Annotated in this window: 22 protein-coding genes; 10 read left to right on the top strand and 12 right to left on the bottom strand. The window is 60.6% G+C overall.

Translation table 11 applies throughout. The features are described from left to right. Nucleotides 1-586 precede the first annotated feature (586 nt). On the bottom strand, nt 587-1,339 hold the full coding sequence (locus PSUM_RS30455) for an anti-sigma factor family protein (RefSeq protein ID WP_033045741.1): 753 nt from the start codon (nt 1,337-1,339) through the stop codon (nt 587-589). After that, nucleotides 1,336-1,842: a sigma-70 family RNA polymerase sigma factor gene (locus PSUM_RS30450; protein WP_033045742.1), complete on the bottom strand. Its 507-nt coding sequence runs from the start codon at nt 1,840-1,842 to the stop codon at nt 1,336-1,338. The genes PSUM_RS30455 and PSUM_RS30450 overlap by 4 nt, the downstream gene beginning before the upstream one ends. 158 nt (nt 1,843-2,000) lie before the next feature. Between PSUM_RS30450 and PSUM_RS30445 the strand changes: the two genes are divergently transcribed. Together PSUM_RS30445 and PSUM_RS30440 are read left to right on the top strand one after the other, a co-directional pair. Then, the gene (locus PSUM_RS30445; RefSeq protein ID WP_033045740.1) at nt 2,001-3,077 is read left to right on the top strand and encodes a catalase family peroxidase; all 1,077 of its coding nucleotides are present in this window, start codon (nt 2,001-2,003) and stop codon (nt 3,075-3,077) included. Next, complete coding sequence (locus tag PSUM_RS30440; RefSeq protein ID WP_033045738.1) at nt 3,074-3,619, top strand: cytochrome b; 546 nt, start codon at nt 3,074-3,076, stop codon at nt 3,617-3,619. The genes PSUM_RS30445 and PSUM_RS30440 overlap by 4 nt, the downstream gene beginning before the upstream one ends. 143 nt (nt 3,620-3,762) lie before the next feature. Here PSUM_RS30440 and PSUM_RS30435 read toward each other — a convergent pair whose 3' ends face one another. Further along, the gene (locus tag PSUM_RS30435; RefSeq protein WP_033044646.1) at nt 3,763-4,911 is read right to left on the bottom strand and encodes a M14 family metallopeptidase; all 1,149 of its coding nucleotides are present in this window, start codon (nt 4,909-4,911) and stop codon (nt 3,763-3,765) included. Nucleotides 4,912-5,206: 295 nt separating this feature from the next. Here PSUM_RS30435 and PSUM_RS30430 point away from each other — a divergent pair, with 295 nt between their 5' ends. The 5 genes from PSUM_RS30430 (at nt 5,207) to PSUM_RS30410 (ending at nt 10,015) form a co-directional block, all read left to right on the top strand. Continuing rightward, nucleotides 5,207-5,875 carry a GntR family transcriptional regulator gene (locus tag PSUM_RS30430; RefSeq protein ID WP_083348709.1) on the top strand — a complete coding sequence of 223 codons (669 nt, stop codon included), beginning with the start codon at nt 5,207-5,209 and terminating at the stop codon, nt 5,873-5,875. A gap of 131 nt (nt 5,876-6,006) precedes the next feature. Next, entirely contained in the window at nt 6,007-6,813 is an 807-nt protein-coding gene (locus PSUM_RS30425; protein ID WP_008057220.1) for an ABC transporter substrate-binding protein, read from the top strand. An 11-nt stretch (nt 6,814-6,824) separates the two neighbouring features. Further along, on the top strand, nt 6,825-7,592 hold the full coding sequence (locus PSUM_RS30420) for an amino acid ABC transporter permease (RefSeq protein WP_020800364.1): 768 nt from the start codon (nt 6,825-6,827) through the stop codon (nt 7,590-7,592). 1 nt (nt 7,593) lies between these two features. Next, nucleotides 7,594-8,373 carry an amino acid ABC transporter ATP-binding protein gene (locus tag PSUM_RS30415; protein WP_042955799.1) on the top strand — a complete coding sequence of 260 codons (780 nt, stop codon included), beginning with the start codon at nt 7,594-7,596 and terminating at the stop codon, nt 8,371-8,373. Between the two features lie 31 nt (nt 8,374-8,404). After that, nucleotides 8,405-10,015: a gamma-glutamyltransferase family protein gene (locus PSUM_RS30410; RefSeq protein ID WP_020800366.1), complete on the top strand. Its 1,611-nt coding sequence runs from the start codon at nt 8,405-8,407 to the stop codon at nt 10,013-10,015. A 407-nt stretch (nt 10,016-10,422) separates the two neighbouring features. Here the strand turns inward: PSUM_RS30410 and PSUM_RS30405 are convergent, their stop codons facing one another. Next, nucleotides 10,423-10,764 carry a DUF6124 family protein gene (locus PSUM_RS30405; RefSeq protein ID WP_042955801.1) on the bottom strand — a complete coding sequence of 114 codons (342 nt, stop codon included), beginning with the start codon at nt 10,762-10,764 and terminating at the stop codon, nt 10,423-10,425. A gap of 129 nt (nt 10,765-10,893) precedes the next feature. Here PSUM_RS30405 and PSUM_RS30400 point away from each other — a divergent pair, with 129 nt between their 5' ends. Then, complete coding sequence (locus tag PSUM_RS30400) at nt 10,894-11,532, top strand: LexA family protein (RefSeq protein WP_033039783.1); 639 nt, start codon at nt 10,894-10,896, stop codon at nt 11,530-11,532. Nucleotides 11,533-11,571: 39 nt separating this feature from the next. On the opposite strand, the gene PSUM_RS30395 is transcribed toward PSUM_RS30400, so the two are convergent. From PSUM_RS30395 to PSUM_RS30380, 4 genes are all read right to left on the bottom strand, one after another. Beyond that, on the bottom strand, nt 11,572-13,527 hold the full coding sequence (locus tag PSUM_RS30395) for an acetyl/propionyl/methylcrotonyl-CoA carboxylase subunit alpha (RefSeq protein WP_083348710.1): 1,956 nt from the start codon (nt 13,525-13,527) through the stop codon (nt 11,572-11,574). Further along, entirely contained in the window at nt 13,527-14,342 is an 816-nt protein-coding gene (locus PSUM_RS30390; RefSeq protein ID WP_008057202.1) for a gamma-carboxygeranoyl-CoA hydratase, read from the bottom strand. Before PSUM_RS30390 ends, PSUM_RS30395 begins: the two co-directional genes overlap by 1 nt. A 116-nt stretch (nt 14,343-14,458) precedes the next feature. After that, on the bottom strand, nt 14,459-16,066 hold the full coding sequence (locus PSUM_RS30385) for a carboxyl transferase domain-containing protein (protein ID WP_083348711.1): 1,608 nt from the start codon (nt 16,064-16,066) through the stop codon (nt 14,459-14,461). Nucleotides 16,067-16,078: 12 nt separating this feature from the next. Beyond that, nucleotides 16,079-17,242, bottom strand: coding sequence for an isovaleryl-CoA dehydrogenase (locus tag PSUM_RS30380; protein ID WP_020800371.1), 1,164 nt, complete (start codon nt 17,240-17,242; stop codon nt 16,079-16,081). Between the two features lie 309 nt (nt 17,243-17,551). On the opposite strand from PSUM_RS30380, the gene PSUM_RS30375 reads away from it, so the two are divergent. Beyond that, on the top strand, nt 17,552-19,249 hold the full coding sequence (locus PSUM_RS30375) for an AMP-binding protein (protein ID WP_083348712.1): 1,698 nt from the start codon (nt 17,552-17,554) through the stop codon (nt 19,247-19,249). A gap of 682 nt (nt 19,250-19,931) precedes the next feature. Here PSUM_RS30375 and PSUM_RS30365 read toward each other — a convergent pair. The 3 genes from PSUM_RS30365 to PSUM_RS30355 all read right to left on the bottom strand — a co-directional run bounded on the left by PSUM_RS30365 (nt 19,932) and on the right by PSUM_RS30355 (nt 22,511). Then, a complete protein-coding gene (locus tag PSUM_RS30365; protein ID WP_033041305.1) occupies nt 19,932-20,831 on the bottom strand; it encodes a hydroxymethylglutaryl-CoA lyase in 900 nt (299 codons plus the stop codon). A 143-nt stretch (nt 20,832-20,974) separates the two neighbouring features. After that, a complete protein-coding gene (locus PSUM_RS30360) occupies nt 20,975-21,376 on the bottom strand; it encodes a MerR family transcriptional regulator (protein WP_020800374.1) in 402 nt (133 codons plus the stop codon). A gap of 205 nt (nt 21,377-21,581) precedes the next feature. Next, nucleotides 21,582-22,511: a LysR family transcriptional regulator gene (locus PSUM_RS30355; RefSeq protein ID WP_020800375.1), complete on the bottom strand. Its 930-nt coding sequence runs from the start codon at nt 22,509-22,511 to the stop codon at nt 21,582-21,584. Between the two features lie 163 nt (nt 22,512-22,674). Between PSUM_RS30355 and PSUM_RS30350 the strand changes: the two genes are divergently transcribed. After that, nucleotides 22,675-23,904: an acyl-CoA dehydrogenase gene (locus tag PSUM_RS30350; RefSeq protein ID WP_083348713.1), complete on the top strand. Its 1,230-nt coding sequence runs from the start codon at nt 22,675-22,677 to the stop codon at nt 23,902-23,904. Nucleotides 23,905-23,942: 38 nt separating this feature from the next. On the opposite strand, the gene PSUM_RS30345 is transcribed toward PSUM_RS30350, so the two are convergent. After that, a complete protein-coding gene (locus PSUM_RS30345; protein WP_020800377.1) occupies nt 23,943-24,749 on the bottom strand; it encodes a TatD family hydrolase in 807 nt (268 codons plus the stop codon). Nucleotides 24,750-24,843 lie beyond the last annotated feature (94 nt).

Raw genomic sequence — 24,843 nt, 5'->3', positions numbered from 1 at the left:
TGTAGGAGCGAGCATGCTCGCGAAAAACCTGAGTGCGCCGCGGGGTCTCAGGCTTCCAGTGTCATCGTTGACGATCATCGCGAGCAGGCTCGCTCCCACACGGGAATGCGGACAGACCAGCAATCCGGTCGGCTGTCAGGGAGTACATATCCATTTCTGCGGTAACGGCCACTTATGGTTTCGCTTTTACAGCGACTCCCTTTTTCAAACGCCGGAGTGCCGGCCCAGCAAAAAGGAAGCAAAAGGCTTTGCCCCACCACTTGGTGCCTCGCTTGGGCTCGGCATGCCCTCTCTCCGGCATTGCTCCGTGGGTCGCCGCGATGGGCCGTCCCTGGCCCAGCGCGGCTAAACCGGCGTCCTGCCGGTTTACCCACTGCGCAATGCCTGCGTTCGGCCAGCGTGGTTAACGGGGCGCTCGCGATCAACAGCAAAGCGAGGCGGCCTTAAAGCCGACCTGACTTTTGCAGGTGCACCTGGATCCCCTGTGGGAGCGAGCCTGCTCGCGAAGGCGGCAGCACATTCAGCATTGATGTCGACTGACCCCACACTTTCGCGAGCAGGCTCGCTCCTACAAGGGATAGTGTTGTCAGAACTGCGTGGTCTGCCTGAGCATACGCGCCGCCGGCGTATCCGCCGGGCTGACCATCGCATAGTTGTAGCCACCACCCGACCAGTACTCGGCCTGTAAGCCGCCATCACTGCGGCTACCCCGGGGCAGCAAAAAGTTCTTCGGTCCCGGCGGGCGCACATAAAAGCTGATTTTCTGCCCGTTCTGATCCTCGTAGACCACCATCGCCGCCGGGCCTTGCTCAGTGCTGAGCAAACGCCCGCTGGCCGGTTTGAAGCCTGCACCGGATAAATCAGGCAGGCGATTGGCCTGGGTGAAATAACGGTCGAGCCAGCCCTGCATGTCTGCGTCGTCGCCAGCCTTGTAGTCGGCTGGCAGGATGCCTTGCTGGGCAATCAGGCGATAGGCCTGCAGGGCATCGGTCATCGGGGCTGACGCGCCGGCCAGGGTCATTTCCCGGGCTTGCCAGCCGCTGAAGCCGCCGATGCTGACAGCAATCAGCAACATCGCGGCGCTGGCCAGGTGACGACGGGACTGGCGCTGGAGGCGTTGGCGAATGACTGCCGGTTCCAGATCGGGGTTGGGGGGCTGCTGCAAGGCGCCACCGAGGGCTGCGCGCAGGTGCTGGGCGTCCTGCTGCCAGCCGCGAACCTGCGCGGCCGCCTGTGGGTTACTGGCCAGGAAGGTCTCCACCAGACGCCGGTCTTCCTCGTCCAACTGATGGTCGACGTAAGCGTGCAGGTCGCGCTCGCTGGGGGGCATGCTGATCATTTGAGTCTCCGCAGGGCAGGGCGGTTGATTTCGCCATCGCTGAGTTGGCGCAGGGCTTGGCGAGCCCGAGACAGGCGGGACATCACGGTCCCGGTGGGTACGTCGAGAATCTCGGCGACCTCTTTGTAACTCAGCCCCTCAACCGACACCCACAGCAGCAGCGCGCGCTGTTCGGTTGGCAGTTGATCGAAGGCGTTGAGGGTCGATTGAGCGATCACGGTCCGCTCCACCGAAGGCTGCGCATCATCGCGTCCGGTAAAGAATTCAAGCATTCGCGCGTAGCGTCGGGAGCGACGGTGAGCATCGAGAAACTGTCGATAAAGAATCGAGAACAACCAGGCGCGCAAGTCGCCCTCGACGCGCTTGGCGCCCCAGCTTGATAGCGCACGCTCAAGACACGACTGCACCAGATCATCGGCGCTGCTGGAATTGCGCGTCAGCGATACGGCGAAGCGGCGCAACCTGGGAATGATTTCTCGCAGTTGTTCGTCGATATCGTTCATGAATTTCTGGTTTCTCACTACGCTTTGAACCAGGAAGACGCTTGGCATGGGAGGTTATTCCACACCCGGAAAAATAAATACCGGTCGATGGAATAAACCGCCGCGAGGTTCGTCTGCCTGATTCTTTTCACTTGTGGCCGATGGCCCTGGAGTCTTTCATGGTAGATCGATCATCACCGCCACCCTTGAGTGCCGCGAGCCTGATGTTGCGTCTGGCCGGCATTGCCGTGGTCGTGGCTGCAGTGGCTGGGGCATTTGCCTACGTCAATGGCACCTTTGACCCACAGCGCCTGACCCCGAAAAAGCTGGTCAATGTGCTGGAAACCAACAACGGCGTGCACCCGGGATTTCGTCGTAACCACGCCAAAGGCGTGTGCGTGATCGGCCATTTCGAGAGCAGTGGCGAGGCGCGCAGCTATTCCACCGCACAGGTGTTCAATCAGGCGCGGACCCCGGTAGTCGGTCGTTTCGCCTTGCCGGCGGGTAATCCCTACGCGCCAGATAGCGCCGTGCCGATACGCAGCCTGGCGTTACGTTTCACCCAGGCCAACGGCCAGCAATGGCGCACCGGAATGAACAGCATGCCGGTGTTCCCGGTGGGCACGCCCGAGGCGTTCTATCAATTGCAACAGGCCCAGTCGCCGGTTCCCGCGACGGGCAAACCGGACCCGGCGGCGGTGCCGGCGTTCTTCGGCTCGCACCCGGAAGCCGCACCATTCCTGGCCTGGATCAAGACCGCGAAACCCTCGGCCAGTTACGTGACGGAAACCTACAACAGCGTTAACGCGTTCTATCTGGTCAATGCCGCCGGGCAACGTCAAGCCGTGCGCTGGAGCATGGTGCCAGCGGTTCAGGACGCGCCGGGTGCCACCGCCCCGCAAGGCAGCGATTTCCTCGAGAAAGACCTGGTTCAGCGCATCGCCGCCGGTCCACTGCGCTTTCAGTTGAACATCACTTTGGCCAACCCCGGTGACCCGGTTAACGATGCGAGCAAGGCCTGGCCCGAGGGGCGCAAGGTGTTGAACGCAGGCACCCTGGTTCTTGAAAGCACCCAGCCGCAACTCAGCGGTGAGTGCCGCGACATCAACTATGACCCGCTGGTGCTCCCTGCAGGCATCGAAGGTTCCGACGACCCGCTGCTCGCCGCTCGTTCAGCCGGTTATGCCAATTCCTACCTGCGTCGCACCAGCGAAGTCAGCCAGTTGCCCGCCGCCAAACAGGAGGCCCAGCAATGAGCAACCAACCCAACCACTTCGCTCCCCTGGCGCGCCTGCTGCACTGGCTGATGGCGCTGATGATCATCGCCATGCTGTTCATTGGTGCGGGCATGGTTGCCTCGGTGTCCGAGCGTCATGAATGGCTGATTAACCTGCACAAGCCCCTGGGCGTGGCGATTCTGTTGCTGGTGATCGTGCGACTGGTCGTACGCTTCTCCACCCAGCAGCCACCGCTGCCCGCCGACCTGCCGGCTTGGCAAGCGCTGGCGGCCAAGGCGTCCCATGTGCTGCTGTACGCCCTGATGCTGGTTTTGCCGTTATTAGGCTGGGCAATGATTTCTGCGTCGGGTGAACCGGTGATGCTCAGCAACTCATTGCAGTTGCCATCGATCGTGCCGGCGAATGCGCAAGTGTTCGCGTTCCTGCGCAAGGCACACGGCTATCTGGCGTACCTGCTGTTCCTGACGGTGCTGCTGCACCTGGCTGCGGCGTTGTTTCATGGCTGGGTGCGGCGCGATGAGGTGCTGGACAGTATGTTGAGGGGCAAAGACCGCGGTTGATCGCCGGCATCATTGACACTTAAAACCTGTAGGAGCGAGCCTGCTCGCGATGGAAGCACGAGCACCGATGGGCATCAGACAGCCAGCGTTTTCGTTGACGACCATCGCGAGCATGCTCGCTCCTACAGGTATCGCGCGATAGATCAGCGCAAAACGCCAACCATATCCGCCACCGTCGTCAACACATCCTTGCCCAATTGCTTCGACCGTTTGCCCGACCACCCCGTCAATGGATTCGGGTGGTCGTCGTGGTCCTTGAAAGGCATTTCCAGGGTCAGCGACAGGCAATCGTATTTCTGCCCGACACTGTTGCACGCCAGGGTCATGTTGGCTTTGCCCGGTTCGTCACGGGTGTAGCCGTGCTTGGTCTGGAAGTCCTTGGTAGTGTGCTTGAGGTGGTTGCGGAAGTGTTCCTCGAGTTTTTCGATCCGCGGCGTGTAGCCTGGATTGCCCTCGCAGCCAGCGGTGAACACGTGGGGGATTTCCTCGTCGCCATGGATGTCGAGGAACAGGTCGACGCCGTATTTTTCCATTTGCTGCTGGACGAAAAAGACTTCCGGGCTGAGTTCCTCGCTGGCGCTTTGCCAGGCGCGATTCAGGTCCTGGCCCATGGCGTTGGTGCGCAGGTGGCCGTGGAAGGCTCCGTCCGGGTTCATGTTCGGCACCAGGTACAGGTCGGCACTGGCCAGCAGCTTGTTCAGCACCGGGTCGTCGTGTTTCTCCAGGCGCTCGATCACACCTTCCATGAACCACTCGGCCATGTGTTCGCCGGGATGTTGCTGGGCAATGATCCACACCTTGCGCTGGCCTTCGGCGCCAGTGCCTTTGCGCAGCAACTGGATGTCGCGACCTTCGACACTCTTGCCGGTGGCCAGCAATTCGGTGCCGGCCTTGGTCAGTGCTTGCTCGATCAACCAGTCGTGGCGGCCACGGCTGTAGGGTTCGAAGTAGGCGAACCAGGCGTGGGTCTGTTCAGCTTCGAGGCTGAAACGCAGGCAGTCGCCCTCGAAAATGGTCGGCACACGGAACCAGTTGACGTGGTCGTAGGACGCCACCGCTTGATAGCCGGTCCAGGCCTTGTTGTAGGAGGACTGGCTGGCATTGTTCAGGCGAAACCAATGGTCCTGGCCGACATGCAGGCCGCTGGCCTTGAAGTGGAACCATTGGAAATGGTTGCTTTTGCTATCGGGACGGATGGCCAGCAGGGGTTTGAGTGGGTCGCTGACATCGATGACCTGGATGTTGCCGCTGTCGAAGTTGGCACTGATGTCGAGAGTTTTAGCCACGGTCAGGGTTCCTGATTGAGATTTTTATGGCGGTACTTTACACGCAAGCGTAGCGGGCTGGCAGGGCAGATAAAACGTTTCACTGGCGGTGTTACCACCCGCCCCCTGTTGGGGCTTTTTGGTTACACCCTGATTCATTTCAACTCGTTATCCCCCGACGTCGATAGGCGCTAACAGCCTTGCCGATTTCAGTTATATCAATCGAATCATGCACCTGAGCAGCGTATGGCGAAGCTGGCACGCAACGTGCTTTTTTTGGCTTTATGGATAATTGGATACAAAAATACAAAAGGTGCACTTGATGAAATTCGCCCCTGCCTATACAGAGCGCCAACCTGTCACCGCCGAGGAAGAGGCTTACAACTTTCTCCTGGAGGCCATTTGCAAAGGTCGCTACCGCACTGGCGAGCGCCTGATTGCCGAGGACATCGCCGGTGAAATCGGCATGAGCCGCATGCCGGTGCGCGAAGCCTTTCGGCGCCTGGATGCCGATGGCCTGGTGACGTTGCGGCCCAATCGCGGCGCGATCGTGCGCGGCCTGAACATCGAGGAAATGCGTGAGGTGTTCGAGATACGCAGCGCTCTGGAAGGTCTCGCCATTCGTGTTGCCGTGACGAAACTCACCGAGCGCCATTTCAGCCATCTGGAGCGCCTGCTCGATGAGATGGACGACTACCGTGAGGACGGCGCCGAGTGGGTCAGCCGCCATCGCGCTTTCCATGAATACCTGTGCAGCCTGAGTGACCGTCCGCGCCTGATGCGGCAGATTTCGGCGCTGTATTCGGTGATCGAGCCGCACATGCGCCTGTGGCTGCAACACGCCGACAAACCCCGCAGCGCCCGCGACGAGCACGCCTCGATTATTGCCGCACTGCGTTCCGGCGACCCGGACAAGGCGGCCGCGGTAGTGTGCGAACACATCGAAGGCACCATTCCGAGGCTGATTCAGTTCCTCGAAGCCCATCAATAGAAGAACCCCATATTCCACTGTAGGAGCTGCCGCAGGCTGCGATCTTTTGATCTTTAGAAACAACATCAAAAGATCGCAGCCTGCGGCAGCTCCTACAGGGGACTTACGTTGCAGCCACTTGGAGTTTTGCCATGCACAAGCCTTGCGCGTTAGTTGCCGTGTTCACCTTGAGTCTATGTTCGCAATGGGCGCTCGCCGCCCCCGAGTTACCCGAGCGATTGAGCAAGAGCGAGAAAATCGTCTATTGCTCCGGCATGGATTCACCGCCGTTGGTGTCCTTTGACGTGAAACAGAAACCGGTTGGGCTGCAGGTCGACATGGGGGAGGCGATTGCCCAGCGCCTCGGTGACAAGAAAGTCGAGTGGCGCATCTCGCCTTTCGCCGGGCTGATCCCGGCGCTGCTGGCGCAGCAGTGCGACATGATCGTCGATCAGTTGTTCGACAAGCCCGAACGCCGCGAGGTGATCGACATCGTCAATTTCATGTATTCCAGCCAATCCATCGTGGTGCCCAAGGGCAACCCGAAAGCGGTGAACACCCTGGAGGACCTGTCCGGGCTCAAGGTCGCGGTCAGCAACGGTTCGACCATCCGGGTGCTGTTGGGCAAGGAAAACGAAAAGCTCGAAGCGGCCGGCAAGGCGCCGATGAAACTGGTGGTGTACAACGTCGACGCCGACGCCTTCCAGGCCTTGCGCATCAATCAGGTGGACGCGTTCGGCACCACGGTCGAATCCGCCGGCCATTATCAGCAACTCGCGCCTGACCTGTTCCAGTCGGCGGTGCCGGCGTTCAACCGCATCCTTACCGGCTTCGGCGTGCGCAAAAGCGACCCGCAGCTAACTGTGGCCTTGACCGAGGTGCTGCAAGGCATGCGCGCCGACGGCAGTTACGCCGCGCTCCTCAGTAAATGGCATGTCGACAGCGACAAACTGGACTGAGGGCAAAGCGGATGAATTTCAATTGGGATGTGTTCTGGCAGTACCTGTTGCAGCCCAGCGATGTCTACCTGACGGGGCTGTGGCTGACCTGCCTGATCAGCGTGTCGGCGATGTTGCTAGGTTGCGTCCTGGGGTTGATCGCGGCGTTGATGAAGCTGTCGAGCAACCCGCTGTTGCAGTACCCGGTGCGTTTTTATGTCTGGCTGATGCGCGGCACGCCGCTGCTGGTGCAGATCGTCTTCCTGTACACGGCACTGGCGGCGGGGGGCATTTTCCGTTTTGAGGACCTGGATCTCGGCTGGTTCATCGTGCCGGGCAACATCCAGGCGGCGATCATTGCCCTGGGCCTGAATGAAGGCGCGTATATGGCGGAAATCATCCGCGCCGGTATCGGTGCGGTGGACAAGGGCCAATACGAGGCCGGGCGCTCCCTGGGCATGACCTTTGCCAAATTGATGCGGCGCATCGTCCTGCCCCAGGCGTTCCGGGTGATCGTGCCGCCGCTGGGTAACGAGTTCAACGTGATGTTGAAAAACACCACGCTGGTCAGCGTCATCGGGGTGCAGGAGTTGCTGCTTAGCACGCAAATGGTGACCTCGGCGACTTTCCGTGTGTTCGAGCTGTACCTGGTCGTGGCCATCTACTTCCTGGCCTTGACCACGCTGTGGGGCTTCTTCCAGCGCTGGCTGGAAAAACGCTTCGGTCAATCCGATCGCCCGGCACCGGCTGCCAGCCGGATGTTTGGCCGCAACACCATGAAACTGCTGAGGGGGCGTTGAGATGGCGCACATGAGTGAAGAACTGGTGATCGAAGCCCTGGATGTCCACAAGTCTTTCGGTGACCTGGAAATTCTCAAGGGCATTTCACTGCAAGTGAAACGCGGTGAAGTGGTGGTGCTGATCGGCGCTTCCGGTTCCGGCAAAACCACCTTTATCCGCTGCATCAACCTGCTCGAAGACATTCAGTCCGGGCAGATCCGTGTCGGTGGTCGGCCAATGGGCTACCGCACCCGCGCCGATGGCAGCCTGGCCCGCGACTCGGAACGCAACATTGCGCGTCAGCGCCGGGACATCGGCATGGTGTTCCAGCGCTTCAATTTGTTCCCGCACATGACCGCCCTGGAAAACATCATCGAAGCGCCCATCCAGGTGCTGGGCGTGCCTCGTGCTGCGGCGGTGGATCAGGCGAGGGCGCTGCTCAAGCGCGTGGGGTTGGCGGAGAAAGCCGATCACTATCCTTCGATGTTGTCAGGTGGTCAGCAGCAGCGAGTGGCGATTGCCCGGGCGCTCGCGATGAAACCCCAGGCAATGCTATTCGACGAGCCTACCAGCGCCCTGGATCCGGAGACGGTTGGCGAAGTACTGCAAGTGATGAAGGAGCTGGCCGAGGAGGGCATGACCATGGTCGTGGTCACCCACGAGATGGGTTTTGCCCGCGAGGTGGCCGACCGCGTGGTGGTGCTCGATCAAGGTGAACTGATCGAGCAGGGGCCGCCCGAACAGATCTTCAGCCAGCCGAAGCATGCCCGTACCCGAGCGTTTCTCAGTCGCGTGCTTTGAGTCTGTCCAACCCATTTGTGTGAGTCCTGCCATGTTCAAGTTTTCTGCCCATGAGTATCCCTACGCGTCGCAACGTCAAAGTGTCTTCGCCAAGCGCGGCATGGTCGCCGCCTCCCAGCCACTGGCCGCCGAAGCCGGAATTGAAATGATGCGGCGCGGAGGCAATGCCATCGATGCGGCGATTGCCACGGCTGCGGCCCTGACGGTGGTCGAACCCACCGGTTGCGGCATTGGCGGCGACGCCTTTGCGTTGGTCTGGACCCAGGACAAACTGCACGGCCTGAATGGCAACGGTGCAGCCCCGCAAGCCTTGAGCATCGAGGCGGTGAGGGCGGCCGGTCATGAAAAAATGCCGCTGCATGGCTGGACGCCTGTAACGGTGCCGGGCTGTCCATCCGCCTGGGCTGAGCTGTCCACGCGGTTTGGTCGCCTGCCCTTTGCCGATCTGTTGCAGCCGGCGATCAGCCTGGCGCGGGATGGATTTCCGGTATCGCCGGTGGTTGCCTTGCAGTGGCAAACCGCACTGGAAGATTTCACTCCTGATCGTAGCGACGTGCTCGACAGCTGGTTCGAAACCTTTCTGATTGACGGCCGTGCACCGCGCGCAGGCGAACTGTTTCGCAACCCGGCCCAGGCACGCACTTTGAGCGAGCTGGCGGCCAGCGGTTGCGAAAGCTTCTATCGCGGCGCATTGGCGCAACGCCTGGACGCTCATTCGCGCGCCACCGGCGGCTACCTGCGTGCCAGTGATCTGCAAGACTACCGCGCCCAGTGGGTCGAGCCGATCAAGGTTAACTACCGCGGTGTCGACGTCTGGGAGATTCCGCCGAGCGGCCAGGGACTGGTGGCCTTGATGACGCTGAAGATTCTCGAAGGATTCGCATTCGACCACCGTGACAGCCAACAGACCTGGCACCGTCAACTTGAAGCCATGAAGCTCGCCTACAGCGATGGGCTGCACTACATCACAGACCCGCAGCACATGCGGGTTGCCGTGGACGATTTGCTCAGCGACGCCTATGCCACCCACCGGCGGGCACAGATCGGCGAACGCGCGGCGGCACCGAAGCCGGGCGATCCCCATGCCAGTGGCACCGTCTACCTGGCCACCGCCGATGCCGACGGCAACATGGTGTCATTCATCCAGAGCAATTATCACGGGTTCGGTTCCGGCGTGGTGCTGCCCGACAGCGGTATCGCCCTGCAAAACCGTGGCGAAGAATTCAGCCTTGATCCCAGCCATGCGAATTGCCTGGCACCTGGGAAAAAGACCTTCCATACCATCATTCCCGGGTTTCTCAGCAAGGACGGTGAAGCGCTGGGACCTTTCGGCGTGATGGGCGGCTACATGCAGCCCCAGGGGCATGTGCAGATGGTCATGAACCTGGTGGATTTCGGGCTCAATCCACAAGCGGCCCTGGACGCACCGCGCTGGCAATGGTTGGGCGAACTGAAGGTTGGCATCGAGCAGGACGCCTCGCGAGACATGGCGGCGGCACTGGCACGGCGCGGGCACGAAGTCGAGGTGGTGTGCGATCGCACGAGTTACGGGCGGGGCCAGATCATCCTGCGCGATCCTGACACCGGTGTACTGTGTGGCGGGACCGAGCCGCGAGCGGACTCGCATATAGCCGTGTATTGATAGGCTGAGGGGGCGTCTTCCTTGACGCCGTCGCAGCTTAGAGAGTATGCGATTGATTCTCAAGTGCTATTTGCCATTAGTTTGCCCCCTCGACAGAAGGCTTCTCTTGCCAACTAATGTTGTTTTGATATGATCCGCGCCATCGAATTTGCGACACATCAAGACTTCATTAGCCTGAAGCCATAAGCCAGAAAACTGGCAAAAAAAGACCCGGCAAAAAGCCGGGTCAAAAACCGTGATTAGCCTGATGAGGAGATAGTCCAGGCGACCGACCTAAGGTCCCTGGTCCATCGACTGATCTCGCGATCAGCTGATGCAATAATAATCATTCTCGTTTGCAAGTCAAACGATTTTGGCTGCGCGTCGGGAAAATTCTTTCCTGTCCTTCTGTCCCGGTACTCCTCCAACTAGCCTTTCTGGCCGCCCTCCAGGGAGCGGTTCACCATTGCCTTTGCCATGTCGATCATATGCACGGTCGAGAGCGCCAGGTCCCGATGTGCCCCGTGCAAATGACTGGCTGACTCGTAGGCAGTGGCGGCCGCACAACGTAGCAGCCCTGAAGCATGCACCAGGGCTTCTTCGATGCTGATATTTCGGTTTACGTCAAAGAGGCGCTCCGGCGCTGCTTCCTCTGCAATAGCTGGTTTCAAGTAATAATCCAATGCTCGCTGTGCGGCGGCGGAGCCCTGGGGTGAGTTGAGGGACGTGTCGATTTGCATGTCGGGCAAGTCGTTGCTGGGTGGATTCATGGTCAAGGCGAACTCCGTGATAAATTCAGATCCGTTTACCCATCCTAATACGTTACGTATTTATGACAATTCTATTAATACTACATTTTGTGTTTTGTCGACCGAGGTCCCCCACGTATCGTGCCGCACATGGATAAATGGATAGCATTGGTCAAGGCCAAGATGAGTGAACTCAAGATCACTCAGGAAATACTCGCCGACCGCCTCGGGATGTCCCAGGGTGGCATCGGGCATTGGCTGACAAAACGCCGTCAGCCTGGCATCGACGACATGAATCGCGTGCTGCAGGCCCTGGGCCTGGATTTTCTCGAAGTGGCGCTGGTGATTCGCGAACATGGGCAGGAACAGGACGATGAGGTCTGCCTGACGCAAAAGTACAACCCGTACTTTCGCTACCCGGTCAGTGACTGGCGGGACACCGTGCAGGTGCGCGATGGCGAGCGGGCGCCGTACCGTTTCGAACTGTCTGACTACCACGCTCGAGGCGCGGCGTTCTGGCTGACGGTGGTTGGCGATGCCATGACCGCTCCCAGCGGTCCCAGCGTTGCCGAGGGCATGTTGATCCTGGTGGACCCGGATGTGGACGCGGTGCCGGGCAAGCTGGTGATCGCGCAATGGCCGGACAGCAGCGAGGCGATTTTTCGCAAGTTGAGTGAGGAGGGCGGGCAGCGTTACCTGGTCCCGCTCAATCCGACCTACCCGAAAAGCCTGTTCACCGACGAGTGCCGAATTATCGGCGTGGTGGTCCAGGCAACCGTGAAATTCTAGCCAGGCCGGCCCGCGTCATGCGCGGGGCCGGCCTGCCTGTCAGGCTTCTTCCAGTTCGACCAGGGCACTGCCTTCGCTGACCATCTCGCCTTCCTGGCAATACAGCGCCTTGATCACACCGGCGTGGGGTGCGCGGATGCTGTGCTCCATCTTCATGGCCTCCAGCACCACCAGTTGCGCCCCGGCCTCGACCGTTTGCCCGGCCTCCACCAGCACGCGCACGATGCTGCCATTCATGGGGGCGGTGAGCCCGCCGTGATGGGCGTGACTGGCTTCTACGGCGGTGATCGGGTCGTAGGTCTCGATGCGGCGCAGTTCGCCTTCCCATTGCAGGTAGACACAGTCGCCACGGCGGATCGCCCGGTGCTGGCGACGCACGCCTTCGTGCTCGGTCAGCAACTGCTCGCCCTTGAGTCGGGCGCTTTGGGATTGGGGGTTGCCCAGCGTCAACGCGCGGTCCTGGCCCTCGCAACTCAGGTGCAGGGTGATTTGCGCGGGCAAACCGGCGCGCATACCGTTGCCGATAGCCCACGGCGAGCTTGGGTCATCGCTGCGCGATGGGCTGTGCAGGCTCTGGGCGAATGCCTGGGCGGCGGCTTGCCAGAACGCGTCGCTGAGTGCCGCAGGTTGTGGCAAAAGCTGTTCCTGGTAACGGGGGATGAACCCGGTATCGAGTTCGGCCTGGGCAAACGCCGGATGACCGATGATTCGCCGCAGGAAGTTGATGTTGGTCTTGAGCCCGCCAATCGCGAATTCGTCGAGCATGGCCAGCAGTCGCAAGCGCGCCTGCTCACGGTCCTCACCCCAGGCAATCAGCTTGCCGAGCATCGGGTCGTAGAACGGCGAAATCTCATCGCCTTCTTCAACGCCGCTGTCCACCCGGCGACCCGCACCCGGCGCGGATTCGCGATACAGTTCCAGGCGACCGGTAGCGGGCAAAAAGTCATTGGCCGGATCTTCAGCGTATAAGCGCACTTCAATCGCGTGACCGTTCAGCGGCACCTGGTCCTGGGTCATCGGCAAGGCTTCGCCGCGGGCCACACGAATCTGCCAGGCCACCAGGTCGAGGCCGGTAATGGCTTCGGTTACCGGGTGTTCGACCTGCAGGCGGGTGTTCATCTCCATGAAGAAAAATTCGCCGCGGGCATCCAGCAGGAATTCCACGGTGCCAGCACCGACGTAACCGATGGCCTGAGCCGAACGCACGGCCGCTTCGCCCATGGCGCGGCGCAGTTCAGGGCTCAGGCCGGGCGCCGGCGCTTCTTCGACGACTTTCTGGTGCCGACGCTGAATCGAGCAGTCGCGTTCGTTGAGGTACAGGCAGTTGCCGTGTTGATCGGCGAACACCTGGATCTCCACGTGGCGGGGTTTGAGCAGGTACTTCTCCACCAGCATCCGCGAATCGCCGAACGACGATTGAGCTTCACGTTGCGCCGAGGCCAGGGCTTCGGCCAATTGGCTGACGTCCTCGACCACTTTCATGCCCTTGCCGCCGCCACCGGCCGTGGCCTTGAGCAGCACCGGGTAGCCGATGCGTTCGCAGGCGTCGCGGAAGGTCTCGAGGTCCTGGGCTTCACCGTGATAGCCCGGTACCAACGGCACGCCAGCGGTTTCCATCAAGGCCTTGGCCGCGGATTTACTGCCCATGGCGTCGATGGCCGAGGCGGGCGGGCCGAGGAAGATCAGGCCAGCGGCTTCGATGGCGCGGGCGAACCCGGCATTCTCGGAGAGGAAACCGTAGCCGGGATGGATCGCCTGGGCACCGCTGGCCTTGGCGGCGGCAATCAACTTGTCGATTTGCAGGTAACTGTCGGCGGCCTTGCTGCCGCCGAGGTCGACACGGATATCGGCTTCACGGCTGTGTCGGGCATCGCGGTCGGTGGCGCTGTGTACAGCCACGGTGGTCAGGCCCAGGGCTTTGGCGGTGCGCATTACCCGACAGGCGATTTCGCCGCGGTTGGCCACCAACAGGGTAGTGAGGACAGGTGCGCTCATCAACGCGGCTCCTTGGTGGTGGTTGCGGCTTGCCAGCTCGGCGGACGTTTTTGCAGGAAGGCGCGCAGGCCTTCCTGGCCTTCCGGGCTGACGCGGATGCGGGCAATGGCGTTCTCGGTGTAGCGACGCAGGGACGGGGTCAGCGTGCCGTCGCCGACTTCACGCAGCAGGTCCTTGCTGGCGCGCATGGCCGCCGGGCTGTTGAGCAGCAGGTTGTCGATCCACTGTTCGATTTTCTGTTCCAGCTCGGCCGTCGGGTAACTCTCCGACAACAGGCCGAGCTCCCGTGCCCGTTGCCCGCCGAAGCGCTCAGCGGTCAAGGCATAGCGTCGGGTGGCGCGCTCGCCCATGGCTTGTACCACGAACGGGCTGATCACGGCCGGTGCCAGGCCGATACGCACTTCCGACAGACAGAACTGCGCGTCATCGGCGCCGATGGCCATGTCACAGCAACTGATCAGGCCCAGGGCGCCGCCGAACGCCGCGCCTTGCACCACGGCCAGGGTCGGGATTTTCAGCTTGGCGAGGTTGTACATCAACTCTGCCAGTTCTCGGGCGTCGTCGAGGTTGGTGGCGTAATCGAGTTCAGCCGATTGCTGCATCCAGGCCAGGTCGGCGCCGGCGCTGAAGTGTTTGCCGCGACCACGCACCAGCAGGAAACGCAGGTTGGCATCGCTGGCCACCTTGTCCAGGGCGAGGATCAGTTCGCGGATCATCTGGGCGTTGAAGGCGTTGTTCTTTTCTTCACGGCTGAGCCACAGCGTGGCAAAGCCACGCGGGTCGGTCAGCAGTTCGAGGGTGTTGAAGTCGCTCATATTCATCCTTCTCCACGGTCTTTGTGGGAACTGGCTCGCTCACGATTGGTGGCGATTGCTGCGCAATCGAACGGGGATAAATCCCCTCGCCACAAAAGCCCGTTCCTACAAAAAAATCACATCCGGAACACGCCGAAGCGGCTCGGTTCGATGGGTGCGTTCAACGACGCGGACAAGGCCAGTGCCAGGACATCGCGGGTCTGGGCCGGGTCGATGACGCCGTCATCCCACAGGCGAGCGCTGGAATAGTAGGGGTGGCCCTGTTCTTCGTACTGGTCGAGGATCGGTTGCTTGATCTCGGCTTCCTGCTCGGCACTGAAACCATGACCACCACGCTCGGCCTGCTCGCGCTTGACCTGCACCAACACGCCGGCTGCCTGTTCGGCACCCATCACGCCGATGCGCGCGTTCGGCCACATCCACAGGAAACGTGGATCGTAGGCCCGACCACACATGCCGTAGTTACCGGCGCCGAAGCTGCCGCCGATGATCACGGTGAACTTCGGCACCTTGGCGCAGGCCACGGCGGTCACCAGTTTCGCCCCGTGCTTGGCGATGCCGCCGGCTTCGTATTTTTGCCCGACCATGAACCCGGTGATGTTCTGCAGGAACAGCAGCGGGATGCCGCGCTGGCAAGCCAGCTCGATGAAGTGCGCACCTTTCTGTGCAGCTTCGGCAAAGAGAATGCCGTTGTTGGCCAGGATCGCGATCGGGTAACCGTGCAGGTAGGCAAAACCGCACACCAGCGTGGTTCCGAACAGCGCTTTGAATTCGTCGAACACCGAGCCGTCCACCAGCCGTGCAATTACTTCACGCACGTCGAACGGTTGCTTGGCATCGGCCGGCACGATGCCGTACAGCTCGTCGCTGGCGTAGAGCGGGGCGATCGGTGCGCGTTGCTGCACTTCACCCAGCTTGCGCCAGTTGAGGTTGGCAACGCTGCGGCGGGCGATGGCCAGGGCATGTTCGTCGCTTTCGGCGTAATGGTCGGCCACACCGGAGATCTTGCAGTGCACATCGGCCCCGCCCAGGTCTTCGGCGATGACCACTTCGCCCGTCGCGGCTTTCACCAGCGGTGGGCCGGCGAGGAAGATGGTCGCTTGCTCGCGCACCATGATTGCCTCGTCGGCCATGGCCGGTACATAGGCACCGCCCGCGGTGCAGGAGCCCATGACCACGGCAATCTGCGGGATGCCCTGGGCGCTCATGTTGGCCTGGTTGAAGAAGATCCGCCCGAAGTGCTCACGGTCCGGAAACACTTCATCCTGGCGCGGCAGGTTGGCGCCGCCGGAATCCACCAGGTAGATGCACGGCAGGCGATTCTGCTGGGCGATCGTCTGGGCGCGCAGGTGCTTTTTCACTGTCAGCGGGTAGTACGAGCCACCTTTTACCGTGGCATCGTTGGCGACGATCATGCATTCGACGCCTTCCACGCGGCCGATCCCGGCAATCACGCCAGCGGCGGGAACGTCTTCGCCGTACACCTCGTAGGCGGCCAACTGGCTGATCTCCAGAAATGGCGAACCCGGGTCGAGCAGGCGGTTGATGCGCTCGCGCGGCAGCAGCTTGCCCCGGGAGGTGTGGCGTTCTTGCGCTTTCGGGCCGCCACCTTGTGCCACCTGGGCAAGCAGGGTGTGCAGGGCATCGACCTGTTTGAGCATCGCCGCGCTGTTGGTCGCGAACTCCGCCGAACGGGGGTTGAGCTGGGTATGCAGGATAGCCATGGACAGCTCCGTTTAGCGGGTTTCGTTGAACAGTTCGCGACCGATCAGCATGCGACGGATCTCACTGGTACCCGCGCCGATTTCGTACAGCTTGGCGTCACGCAGCAGGCGCCCGGCCGGGAATTCGTTGATGTAGCCGTTGCCACCGAGAATCTGGATCGCGTCGAGGGCCATTTGCGTGGCGCGTTCGGCGCTGTAGAGGATCACGCCGGCAGCGTCCTTGCGCGTGGTTTCGCCGCGCTCGCAGGCCTGGGCCACGGCGTACAGGTAGGCGCGGCTGGCGTTGAGCTGGGTGTACATGTCGGCAACCTTGCCCTGGATCAGCTGGAACTCGCCGATGCTCTGGCCGAACTGCTTGCGGTCGTGGATGTAGGGCACGATCAGGTCCATGCAGGCCTGCATGATCCCGGTCGGGCCGCCTGAAAGCACGACGCGTTCGTAGTCGAGTCCGCTCATCAGCACCTTCACGCCGCCGTTAAGCGCGCCGAGGATGTTTTCTTCCGGCACTTCGACGTCATCGAAGAACAGCTCGCAAGTGTTCGAGCCGCGCATGCCGAGCTTGTCAAACTTGTTGCTGCGGCTGAAGCCTTTCCAGTCGCGCTCGACGATGAAGGCGGTGATGCCGTGAGGGCCTTTTTCCAGGTCGGTCTTGGCGTAGATCACGTAGGTGTTGGCGTCCGGGCCGTTGGTGATCCAGGTCTTGCTGCCATTGAGCACGTAGTGGTCGCCGCGTTTGTCGGCGCGCAACTTCATCGAAACCACGTCGGAACCGGCATTAGGCTCACTCATGGCCAGGGCGCCGATGTGCTCGCCGCTGATCAGCTTGGGCAGGTACTTGGATTTCTGTTCGTGGTTGCCATTGCGGTTGATCTGGTTGACGCAGAGATTGGAGTGCGCGCCGTAGGACAGGGCTACAGAAGCCGAGCCACGGCTGATTTCTTCCATCGCAACCACGTGCGCCAGGTAGCCCAGGCCGGCGCCGCCGTACTCTTCCGGCACGGTGATGCCCAGCAGGCCCATGTCGCCGAATTTACGCCACAGGTCAGCGGGGAACAGGTTGTCGATGTCGATCTGAGCGGCGCGCGGGGCGATCTCCTTGGCGACGAAGGACTGGACCTGATCGCGCAGCATGTCGATGGTTTCACCGAGGGCAAAGTTCAGGGATGGGTAGCTCATGGGTCACCTTTTGGCTTTTTTGTTGGGCGGGGAGGGCAGTGTTTTGGCTCTCACCTTTACGTTAACGTAAACCTGTGACGAATGGCTGTCAATCGCCCTTTACGTTAACGTCAACTTGAGCGAGAGTAGAGGCAGGTTCCTGTAGGAGCAGCCGGTCGACGCTCGAATGCTCGCGATGAACGCAAGGCTGAAGCGTTTATTCAGAAAACACGCGTTATTGTTGACGACTTTCGCGAGCATTCGAGCGTCGACCGGCTGCTCCTACAGGTATCCGTCGGTAGCCCATCAATAAAGACAATAGGGGTCGTCATGGATCAACCCAGTGCAAGCCCGCAACGCAGTTACACCCGTGGTTCCCAGGACAAAGCCTTGCTGGCGATGACCATCGGCCAGGCGTTCGACAATACCGTGGCAAAGTACCCGAACGGGGAAGCGCTGGTCGTGCGCCATCAACAGCTGCGCTACACCTGGCGACAATTGGCCGATGCGGTAGACCTGCATGCCCGGGCGTTATTGGCGCTGGGCCTGCAGGCCGGCGACCGCCTTGGCATCTGGGCGCCTAACTGTGCCCAGTGGTGCATTACACAGGTCGCCACCGCGAAGATTGGCGTGATCCTGGTCAACATCAACCCGGCCTATCGCAGTTCCGAACTCGAATACGTGTTGAAGCAGTCCGGCTGCCAATGGCTGGTCAGCGCCGGGTCTTTCAAGACCTCCGATTATCACGCCATGCTGCAGGGCCTGGTGCCGGAGCTGGCAGGGCAAGCCATCGGCAAATTGCACAGCGAGCGCCTGCCGGAACTGCGCGGCGTGATCAGCCTCGACGCGCAGCCGCCGCAGGGTTTCCTGCCCTGGTCGCAATTGACCGGGCTGGCGGGCAGCGTATCGGTCGAGCAATTGCATGAACGCCAGGACAGCCTGCACTTCGATCAGGCGGTGAACATCCAGTACACCTCCGGCACGACCGGCTTCCCCAAGGGCGCGACCCTCAGCCACTACAACATTCTCAATAATGGCTACATGGTCGGCGAGAGCCTGGGCCTGAGCGCCGTCGACCGTCTGGTGATCCCGGTGCCGTTGTACCACTGCTTCGGCATGGTCATGGGTAACCTCGGTTGCATCACCCACGGCAGCACCATGATCTACCCCAGCGACGCGTTCGATCCGCTGCTGACCCTGCGCACTGTCGCCGAAGAAAAAGCCACCGCGCTCTACGGTGTGCCGACCATGTTCATCGCCATGCTCGATCAGCCACAACGCGCCGAGTTCGACCTGTCGAGCCTGCGCACCGGGATCATGGCCGGGGCGACTTGCCCGATCGAGGTCATGCGCCGGGTCATCAATGAAATGCACATGAACGAAGTGCAGATTGCCTATGGCATGACGGAAACCAGCCCGGTGTCGTTGCAGACAGGTCCCTCGGACGACCTCGAGTTGCGCGTGACCACTGTCGGCCGTACCCAGCCACAGCTGGAAAGCAAAATCATCGACGAAGCGGGCAATCTGGTGCCCCGTGGCACCATCGGTGAGCTCTGTACTCGCGGCTACAGTGTGATGCTCGGCTACTGGAACAACCCGCAAGGTACGGCGGAAGCCATCGACCAGGCCGGCTGGATGCACACCGGTGACCTGGCCAGCATGAATGAGGAGGGCTACGTGTGCATTGCCGGGCGCAACAAGGACATGATCATTCGTGGTGGCGAGAATATTTATCCGCGCGAGCTGGAAGAGTTCTTCTTCACCCACCCGGCGGTGGCCGATGTGCAGGTGATCGGCATTCCGTGCTCGCGTTATGGTGAAGAGATCGTTGCCTGGATCAAGTTCCACCCCGGCCATAGCGCCACCGAGCAGGAGCTGCAAGCCTGGTGCAAGGAGCGCATCGCGCACTTCAAGACGCCGCGCTACTTCAAGTTCGTGGATGAGTTTCCAATGACCGTGACGGGCAAGATCCAGAAATTCAGGATGCGCGAGATCAGTATCGAGGAGTTGCGCATCAATAAAGCCTGACTCATCCCCTTGTGGGAGCGAGCCTGCTCGCGAAGGCGATAACACATCCAAAATGGATGTCGGCTGAACCACCGCTTTCGCGAGCAGGCTCGCTCCCACAGGGGTGGCACTGAATAATCCAAATCGCAGACAGCACAAAGGGGAGCCGAAGCTCCCCTTTAATTTTCGTTGCGCGTGCTCTTTTTTTATTATTGAGGGGCGGTTTGTTTTTGTTTTTGGTAACCGTGGCCCTTTACCGCTGTTTTTGTCGATCCCCATCCGGAATCAAGAGCAAACGTATTTTTTTGAGCGCTGATCTACTTTTTCGCTTAGCGATCCAACCAGTTCGGGAGCTACCTGAAGGTAGTTTTATTGTTCTCTGCCCGGTTGCGGGTAACTCCGAAAAGCACCCTGAAAAGCACATCTTCTCCAAAAAAATCTGTTAGCTGCGTCTCTGCCGTGTTGTTTTTGTTATGTCAGAGTCGTTACGTCTTGTTTTTATTGGGTTTGCCGCAATTTTTTTATTCTTGTTATGCGATAGATATAGCAGAAGCCGTGCCAACTTTTAAAAAACCTTTAAAAACAAGCACTTGGTGTTTTGTAGGGTTTTCGGCATCAGGGAAAACCCTACGTTTTGTTTCCGTGTTACTCGTTTGTGCCCACGCTTTTGTGTCTGCGGTAACACCCCGACACGCCCGCACACTCAGTGTGCGCTGCGCGCCTTCGCTACACGGGAACCGGTGGGGCGCCCCAGCACGGTACAAATTTGCTGGCCGGCCAGGATCAGTGCATCCAGGTTGATTCCGGTTTCGATCCCGAGGCCGTTGAGCAGGTAAACCACGTCCTCGGTGGCGACGTTGCCGCTGGCGCCCTTGGCATAGGGGCAGCCACCAAGGCCGGCGATGGAGCTGTCGAACACCGAGATACCTTCCAGCAGGCTGGCGTAGATATTGGCCATGGCCTGGCCGTAGGTGTCGTGGAAGTGCCCGGCGAGTTTTTCCCGGGGCACATCGGCCGACACCACGTCGAACATCTTGCGTGTGGCGCCCGCGGTGCCGGTGCCGATGGTGTCGCCCAGCGACACCTCGTAGCAGCCCATGGCATAGAGTTCCCGTGCGACCCGTGCAACTTGCTCGGGTGCGACGTCACCCTCATAGGGGCAGCCCAGCACGCAGGACACGTAACCGCGCACGCTGACGCCATGCTGCTTGGCGGCCTCCATGATGGGGGCGAATCGCTCCAGGCTTTCACTGATCGAGCAGTTGATGTTGCGCTGGGAAAACGCTTCGGACGCCGCGGCGAACACCGCGACTTCCTTGACCCCGCAGGCAAGGGCATCTTCAAAGCCGCGCAGGTTGGGGGCGAGAGCGCCATAGGTCACGCCGGGTTTACGCTGGATCTGCGCAAACACCTCGGCGGAACCCGCCATCTGCGGTACCCACTTGGGCGAGACGAAACTGCCGACTTCTATATAGCCAAGGCCCGCCGCCGTCAGTGCGTCGACCAACTGCACCTTGTCGGCAACGCTGATGGGTTGGGCTTCGTTTTGCAAACCGTCGCGAGGGCCGACTTCGACAATGCGTACGTGGGTTGGTAGGGACATAAGAATCACCTGAAGTATTGGGTGAGCGGTGATCTAATGTGGGAGCGGGCTTGCTCGCGAATACGCCAGTTCAGCCCACATCAATGTTGAATGACAAATCGCATTCGCGAGCAAGCCCGCTCCCACATTCGATTTGTGTGGATCTATTGAACCGATTCCTGATTCTTGAGGGTTTGTTCCAGCGCCTGCACACAGCGCTCTTCAGCCGTATCAAGCTCCAGTTTCATCTGCTCGATATCCAGCATCTGCTGTTCCAGTTGTTCCCGACGCTCGCTGATTTTCGCCAGCATGCTGTGCAGTTGCTTGGTGTTACCGCTGGAAGGATCGTAGAGCTCGATCAGCTCGCGGCACTCGGCCAGGGAAAAACCGATACGCTTGCCCCGCAGGATCAACTTCAGGCTGACCTTGTCGCGGGGTGAGTAGATGCGTTCCTGGCCACGTCGCTCGGGGCTGAGCAAACCTTGTTCTTCATAGAAGCGAATGGCCCGGGTGGTGATGTCGAGCTCACGGGCGAGGTCGGAAATGCTGTAGGTCTGGCTGCTCATGGGCGCGCTCGCAAAAGGTCATGGCGCTAAGCTAATGGCAGGTTGACGTTTACGTCAAGGGGCAGGGTTTTTCAGTAACCTCGCTGGCCCCATCGCGAGCAGGCTCGCTCCCACAGGGGATCTCTGTCTGACACAAATATTGTGTTCACTGGAGACCCATGTGGGAGCGAGCCTGCTCGCGAAGAAGGCGCTGCGGTCCAGCGTCCTACACCTTCTCCAGCTTCTTCTCCTGCGCCGTCACCTGCTGGCACAACTCGATCATCTGCTCGCGCATCCAGCGGTTCGCCGGGTCCTGGTCAGTGCTTTCGTGCCAGTAAAGGTGGGTTTCCACCGGGGGCACATCGTTGACCGGCAGATAAAAGGCGTGCAAATCGTTGCGGCGCGCGAAGCGTTCCGGCACGGTCATGACCATATCGGTCTGCTGAAGCACCTGCGAGGCCATCAGGTAATGCTGGGAGCGCAGGGCGATCTTGCGCTGGATGCCCATTTTGCCGAGGGCCAGGTCGACATAACCCAGGCCGCTGCGACGGCTGGAAATGTGGATGTGGGTCAGTCCCAGGTAATCATCGAGGGTGAATTTTTCCTTGCCCGCCAGCGGGTGCCCTTTGCGCATGGCGCACACGTAGCGATCCTCCATCAACTTGACGTGACGCACCTGCGGGTCGGTGTTGAGTGGTGCATCCACGGCGAAGTCGAGTCGGCCCGCGGCCAGTTCCTTGGTGGTCTCGCGGCGCTTGGACAAAAAGCTTTCGATGATGACCGTCGGCGCAAGGCGGCGCAAGCGCTGGAACAGCGGTGGCAGGATCACGGCTTCAGTGAGGTCGGTCATGCTGATGCGGTAGGTCTTGACTGCCTGCAATGGATTGAAGATGCGGCTTTCCTGTACCGAAACGCGCAGCAGTGACAGCGCGTTGCGCACCGGGCCGATAATGTTTTGCGCCATGGGTGTTGGCACCATGCCTTGGGCGGTGCGCACGAACAATGGATCGTTGAAGGTCTCGCGCAGGCGGGCCAGCGCGTTGGACACCGCAGGTTGGGTAATCCCGACGATCTGGCCAGCACGGGTCAGGTTGGCTTCGGTGTAGATCGCGTCGAAGACGATGAAAAGGTTGAGGTCGACCTTGCTCAGATTCATTTACGCGGCTCTCTTATTGTGTGGACGGTAGCCTTGGCTATCAGTCGATCATATATCGGTGATGAATGTTTATACACGCCAAGAATAGGCTAGGTAAATTTTCATGGCTGTTCTAGCATCGATTGCATGACCTAAACAACCTCCCGCAAGAAGGTAGCTGCCCATGGATTTCGCTTATTCGCCCAAGGTGCAAGAACTGCGTGAGCGCGTGACCGCGTTCATGGACACCTATGTCTATCCCGCCGAAGCGGTATTCGAGCGCCAGGTCGCCGAGGGCGACCGCTGGCAGCCGACCGCGATCATGGAAGAACTCAAACTCAAGGCCAAGGCTCAAGGCCTGTGGAATTTGTTTCTGCCTGAGTCCGAGCTCGGCGCTGGCCTGACCAACCTTGAATACGCTCCGCTGGCGGAGATCATGGGGCGTTCGCTGCTGGGGCCTGAGCCGTTCAACTGTTCGGCGCCAGACACTGGCAACATGGAAGTACTGGTGCGCTACGCCAACGCAGAACAGAAACAACGCTGGCTCGAACCCTTGTTGCGCGGCGAGATTCGCTCAGCGTTCGCCATGACCGAACCAGACGTTGCGTCCTCCGACGCCACCAACATGGCCGCCCGTGCCGAGCGCCAGGGTGACGAGTGGGTGATCAACGGCAAGAAATGGTGGACCTCCGGCGCGTGCGATCCGCGTTGCAAGATCCTGATCTTCATGGGCCTGAGCAATCCCGACGCGCCGCGCCATGCGCAGCACTCGATGATTCTGGTTCCGGTGGACACCCCCGGCGTGAAGATCGTGCGTCCGTTGCCCGTGTTCGGCTATGACGATGCACCTCACGGCCATGCTGAAGTGCTGTTTGAAAATGTCCGGGTGCCGTACGAAAACGTCCTGTTGGGTGAAGGGCGCGGCTTCGAAATTGCCCAGGGTCGTCTTGGCCCGGGCCGGATTCACCACTGCATGCGTTCGATCGGCATGGCGGAACGTGCGCTGGAACTGATGTGTAAACGCTCGGTGAACCGTACCGCGTTCGGCAAACCCCTGGCGCGTCTGGGCGGCAACATCGACAAGATCGCCGATTCGCGGATGGAGATCGACATGGCTCGCCTGCTGACGCTCAAGGCGGCGTACATGATGGACACCGTCGGAAACAAAGTGGCGAAGAGTGAAATTTCGCAGATCAAAGTGGTGGCGCCAAACGTGGCCTTGCGCGTAATCGACCGGGCGATCCAGATCCATGGCGGGGCAGGGGTGTCCAACGATTTCCCGCTGGCCTATATGTATGCCATGCAACGCACCCTGCGCCTGGCTGACGGCCCGGATGAAGTGCACCGCGCGGCGATCGGCAAGTTCGAGATCGGCAAATACGTGCCCAAGGAAATGTTGCGCAGCAGTCACTAAGACCGCAGTCGTAGCGTGGGCCCGATCCGGGCCCGCGTTCAATCCACGCTGGGCAGCCCGTAGAACGCCCGCGCGCACGCCGTACTGTGGGCGGCCAGGTCTTCCTGGCTTTCCCCGCGGTGCAAGGCCACCTCACGTAAGACTTCCGTCAGATACGCCGGCTCGTTGCGACCGTTTTTCGGTTTGGGCCGAAGGCTGCGCGGTAACAGGTATGGCGCATCGCTCTCCAGCATCAACCGCCCACGCTTGATCTCCTTGACCAGCGGGTGCAAATGCGTGCCTCGGCGCTCATCGCAAATCCAGCCGGTGATGCCGATGTGCAAATCCATGTCCAGGTAACTGAACAGGGCTTTCTTTTCGCCGGTGAAGCAATGCACCACGGCGGCCGGCAATTGATCGCGGTAGTCGCGCAGGATTTCCAGCAGGCGCTGGCTCGCATCGCGTTCGTGCAGGAACACTGGCATTTGCAGTTCTACCGCCAGCGCCAGGTGTTCTTCGAGGACTTTCTCCTGTTGTGCGCGCGGTGAAAAATCGCGGTTGAAATCCAGGCCGCATTCACCAATCGCGACGATGTTCGCTTCCTTCAGCAGGCTGCGCAGGCGACGCGCGCTGTCGGCATTCCAGTCGCTGGCCGCGTGGGGATGAACGCCGGCGGTGGCGAACAGCCGTTGCGCTGTTTCGTCCAGTTGCTGGCACAACTCCAGTGCCTGCTCACTGCCCTCGACACTGGTGCCAGTGAGCACCAATTGGCAGACCCCGGCGGCATAGGCGCGGTCCAGTACAGCCTGGTGCTTGTCGGCAAAACTGGGGTTGGTCAGGTTGACGCCGATATCGATGAGTTGCATGGTGCTACCTCGGGCCCAGGGCCGCAAAGCATACCAGAGCCCAGGATTTATAAGAAAAGCCAAGAACTACAACAGGTTATCGCTGTCTCTTAAT

Origin of the sequence: Pseudomonas umsongensis (assembly GCF_002236105.1) — a bacterium.
GTDB classification, from domain to species: Bacteria; Pseudomonadota; Gammaproteobacteria; order Pseudomonadales; family Pseudomonadaceae; genus Aquipseudomonas; species Aquipseudomonas umsongensis.
The sequence above is the reverse complement of the archived record's forward strand: the minus strand, read 5'-3'. Positions and strand labels throughout refer to the sequence as shown.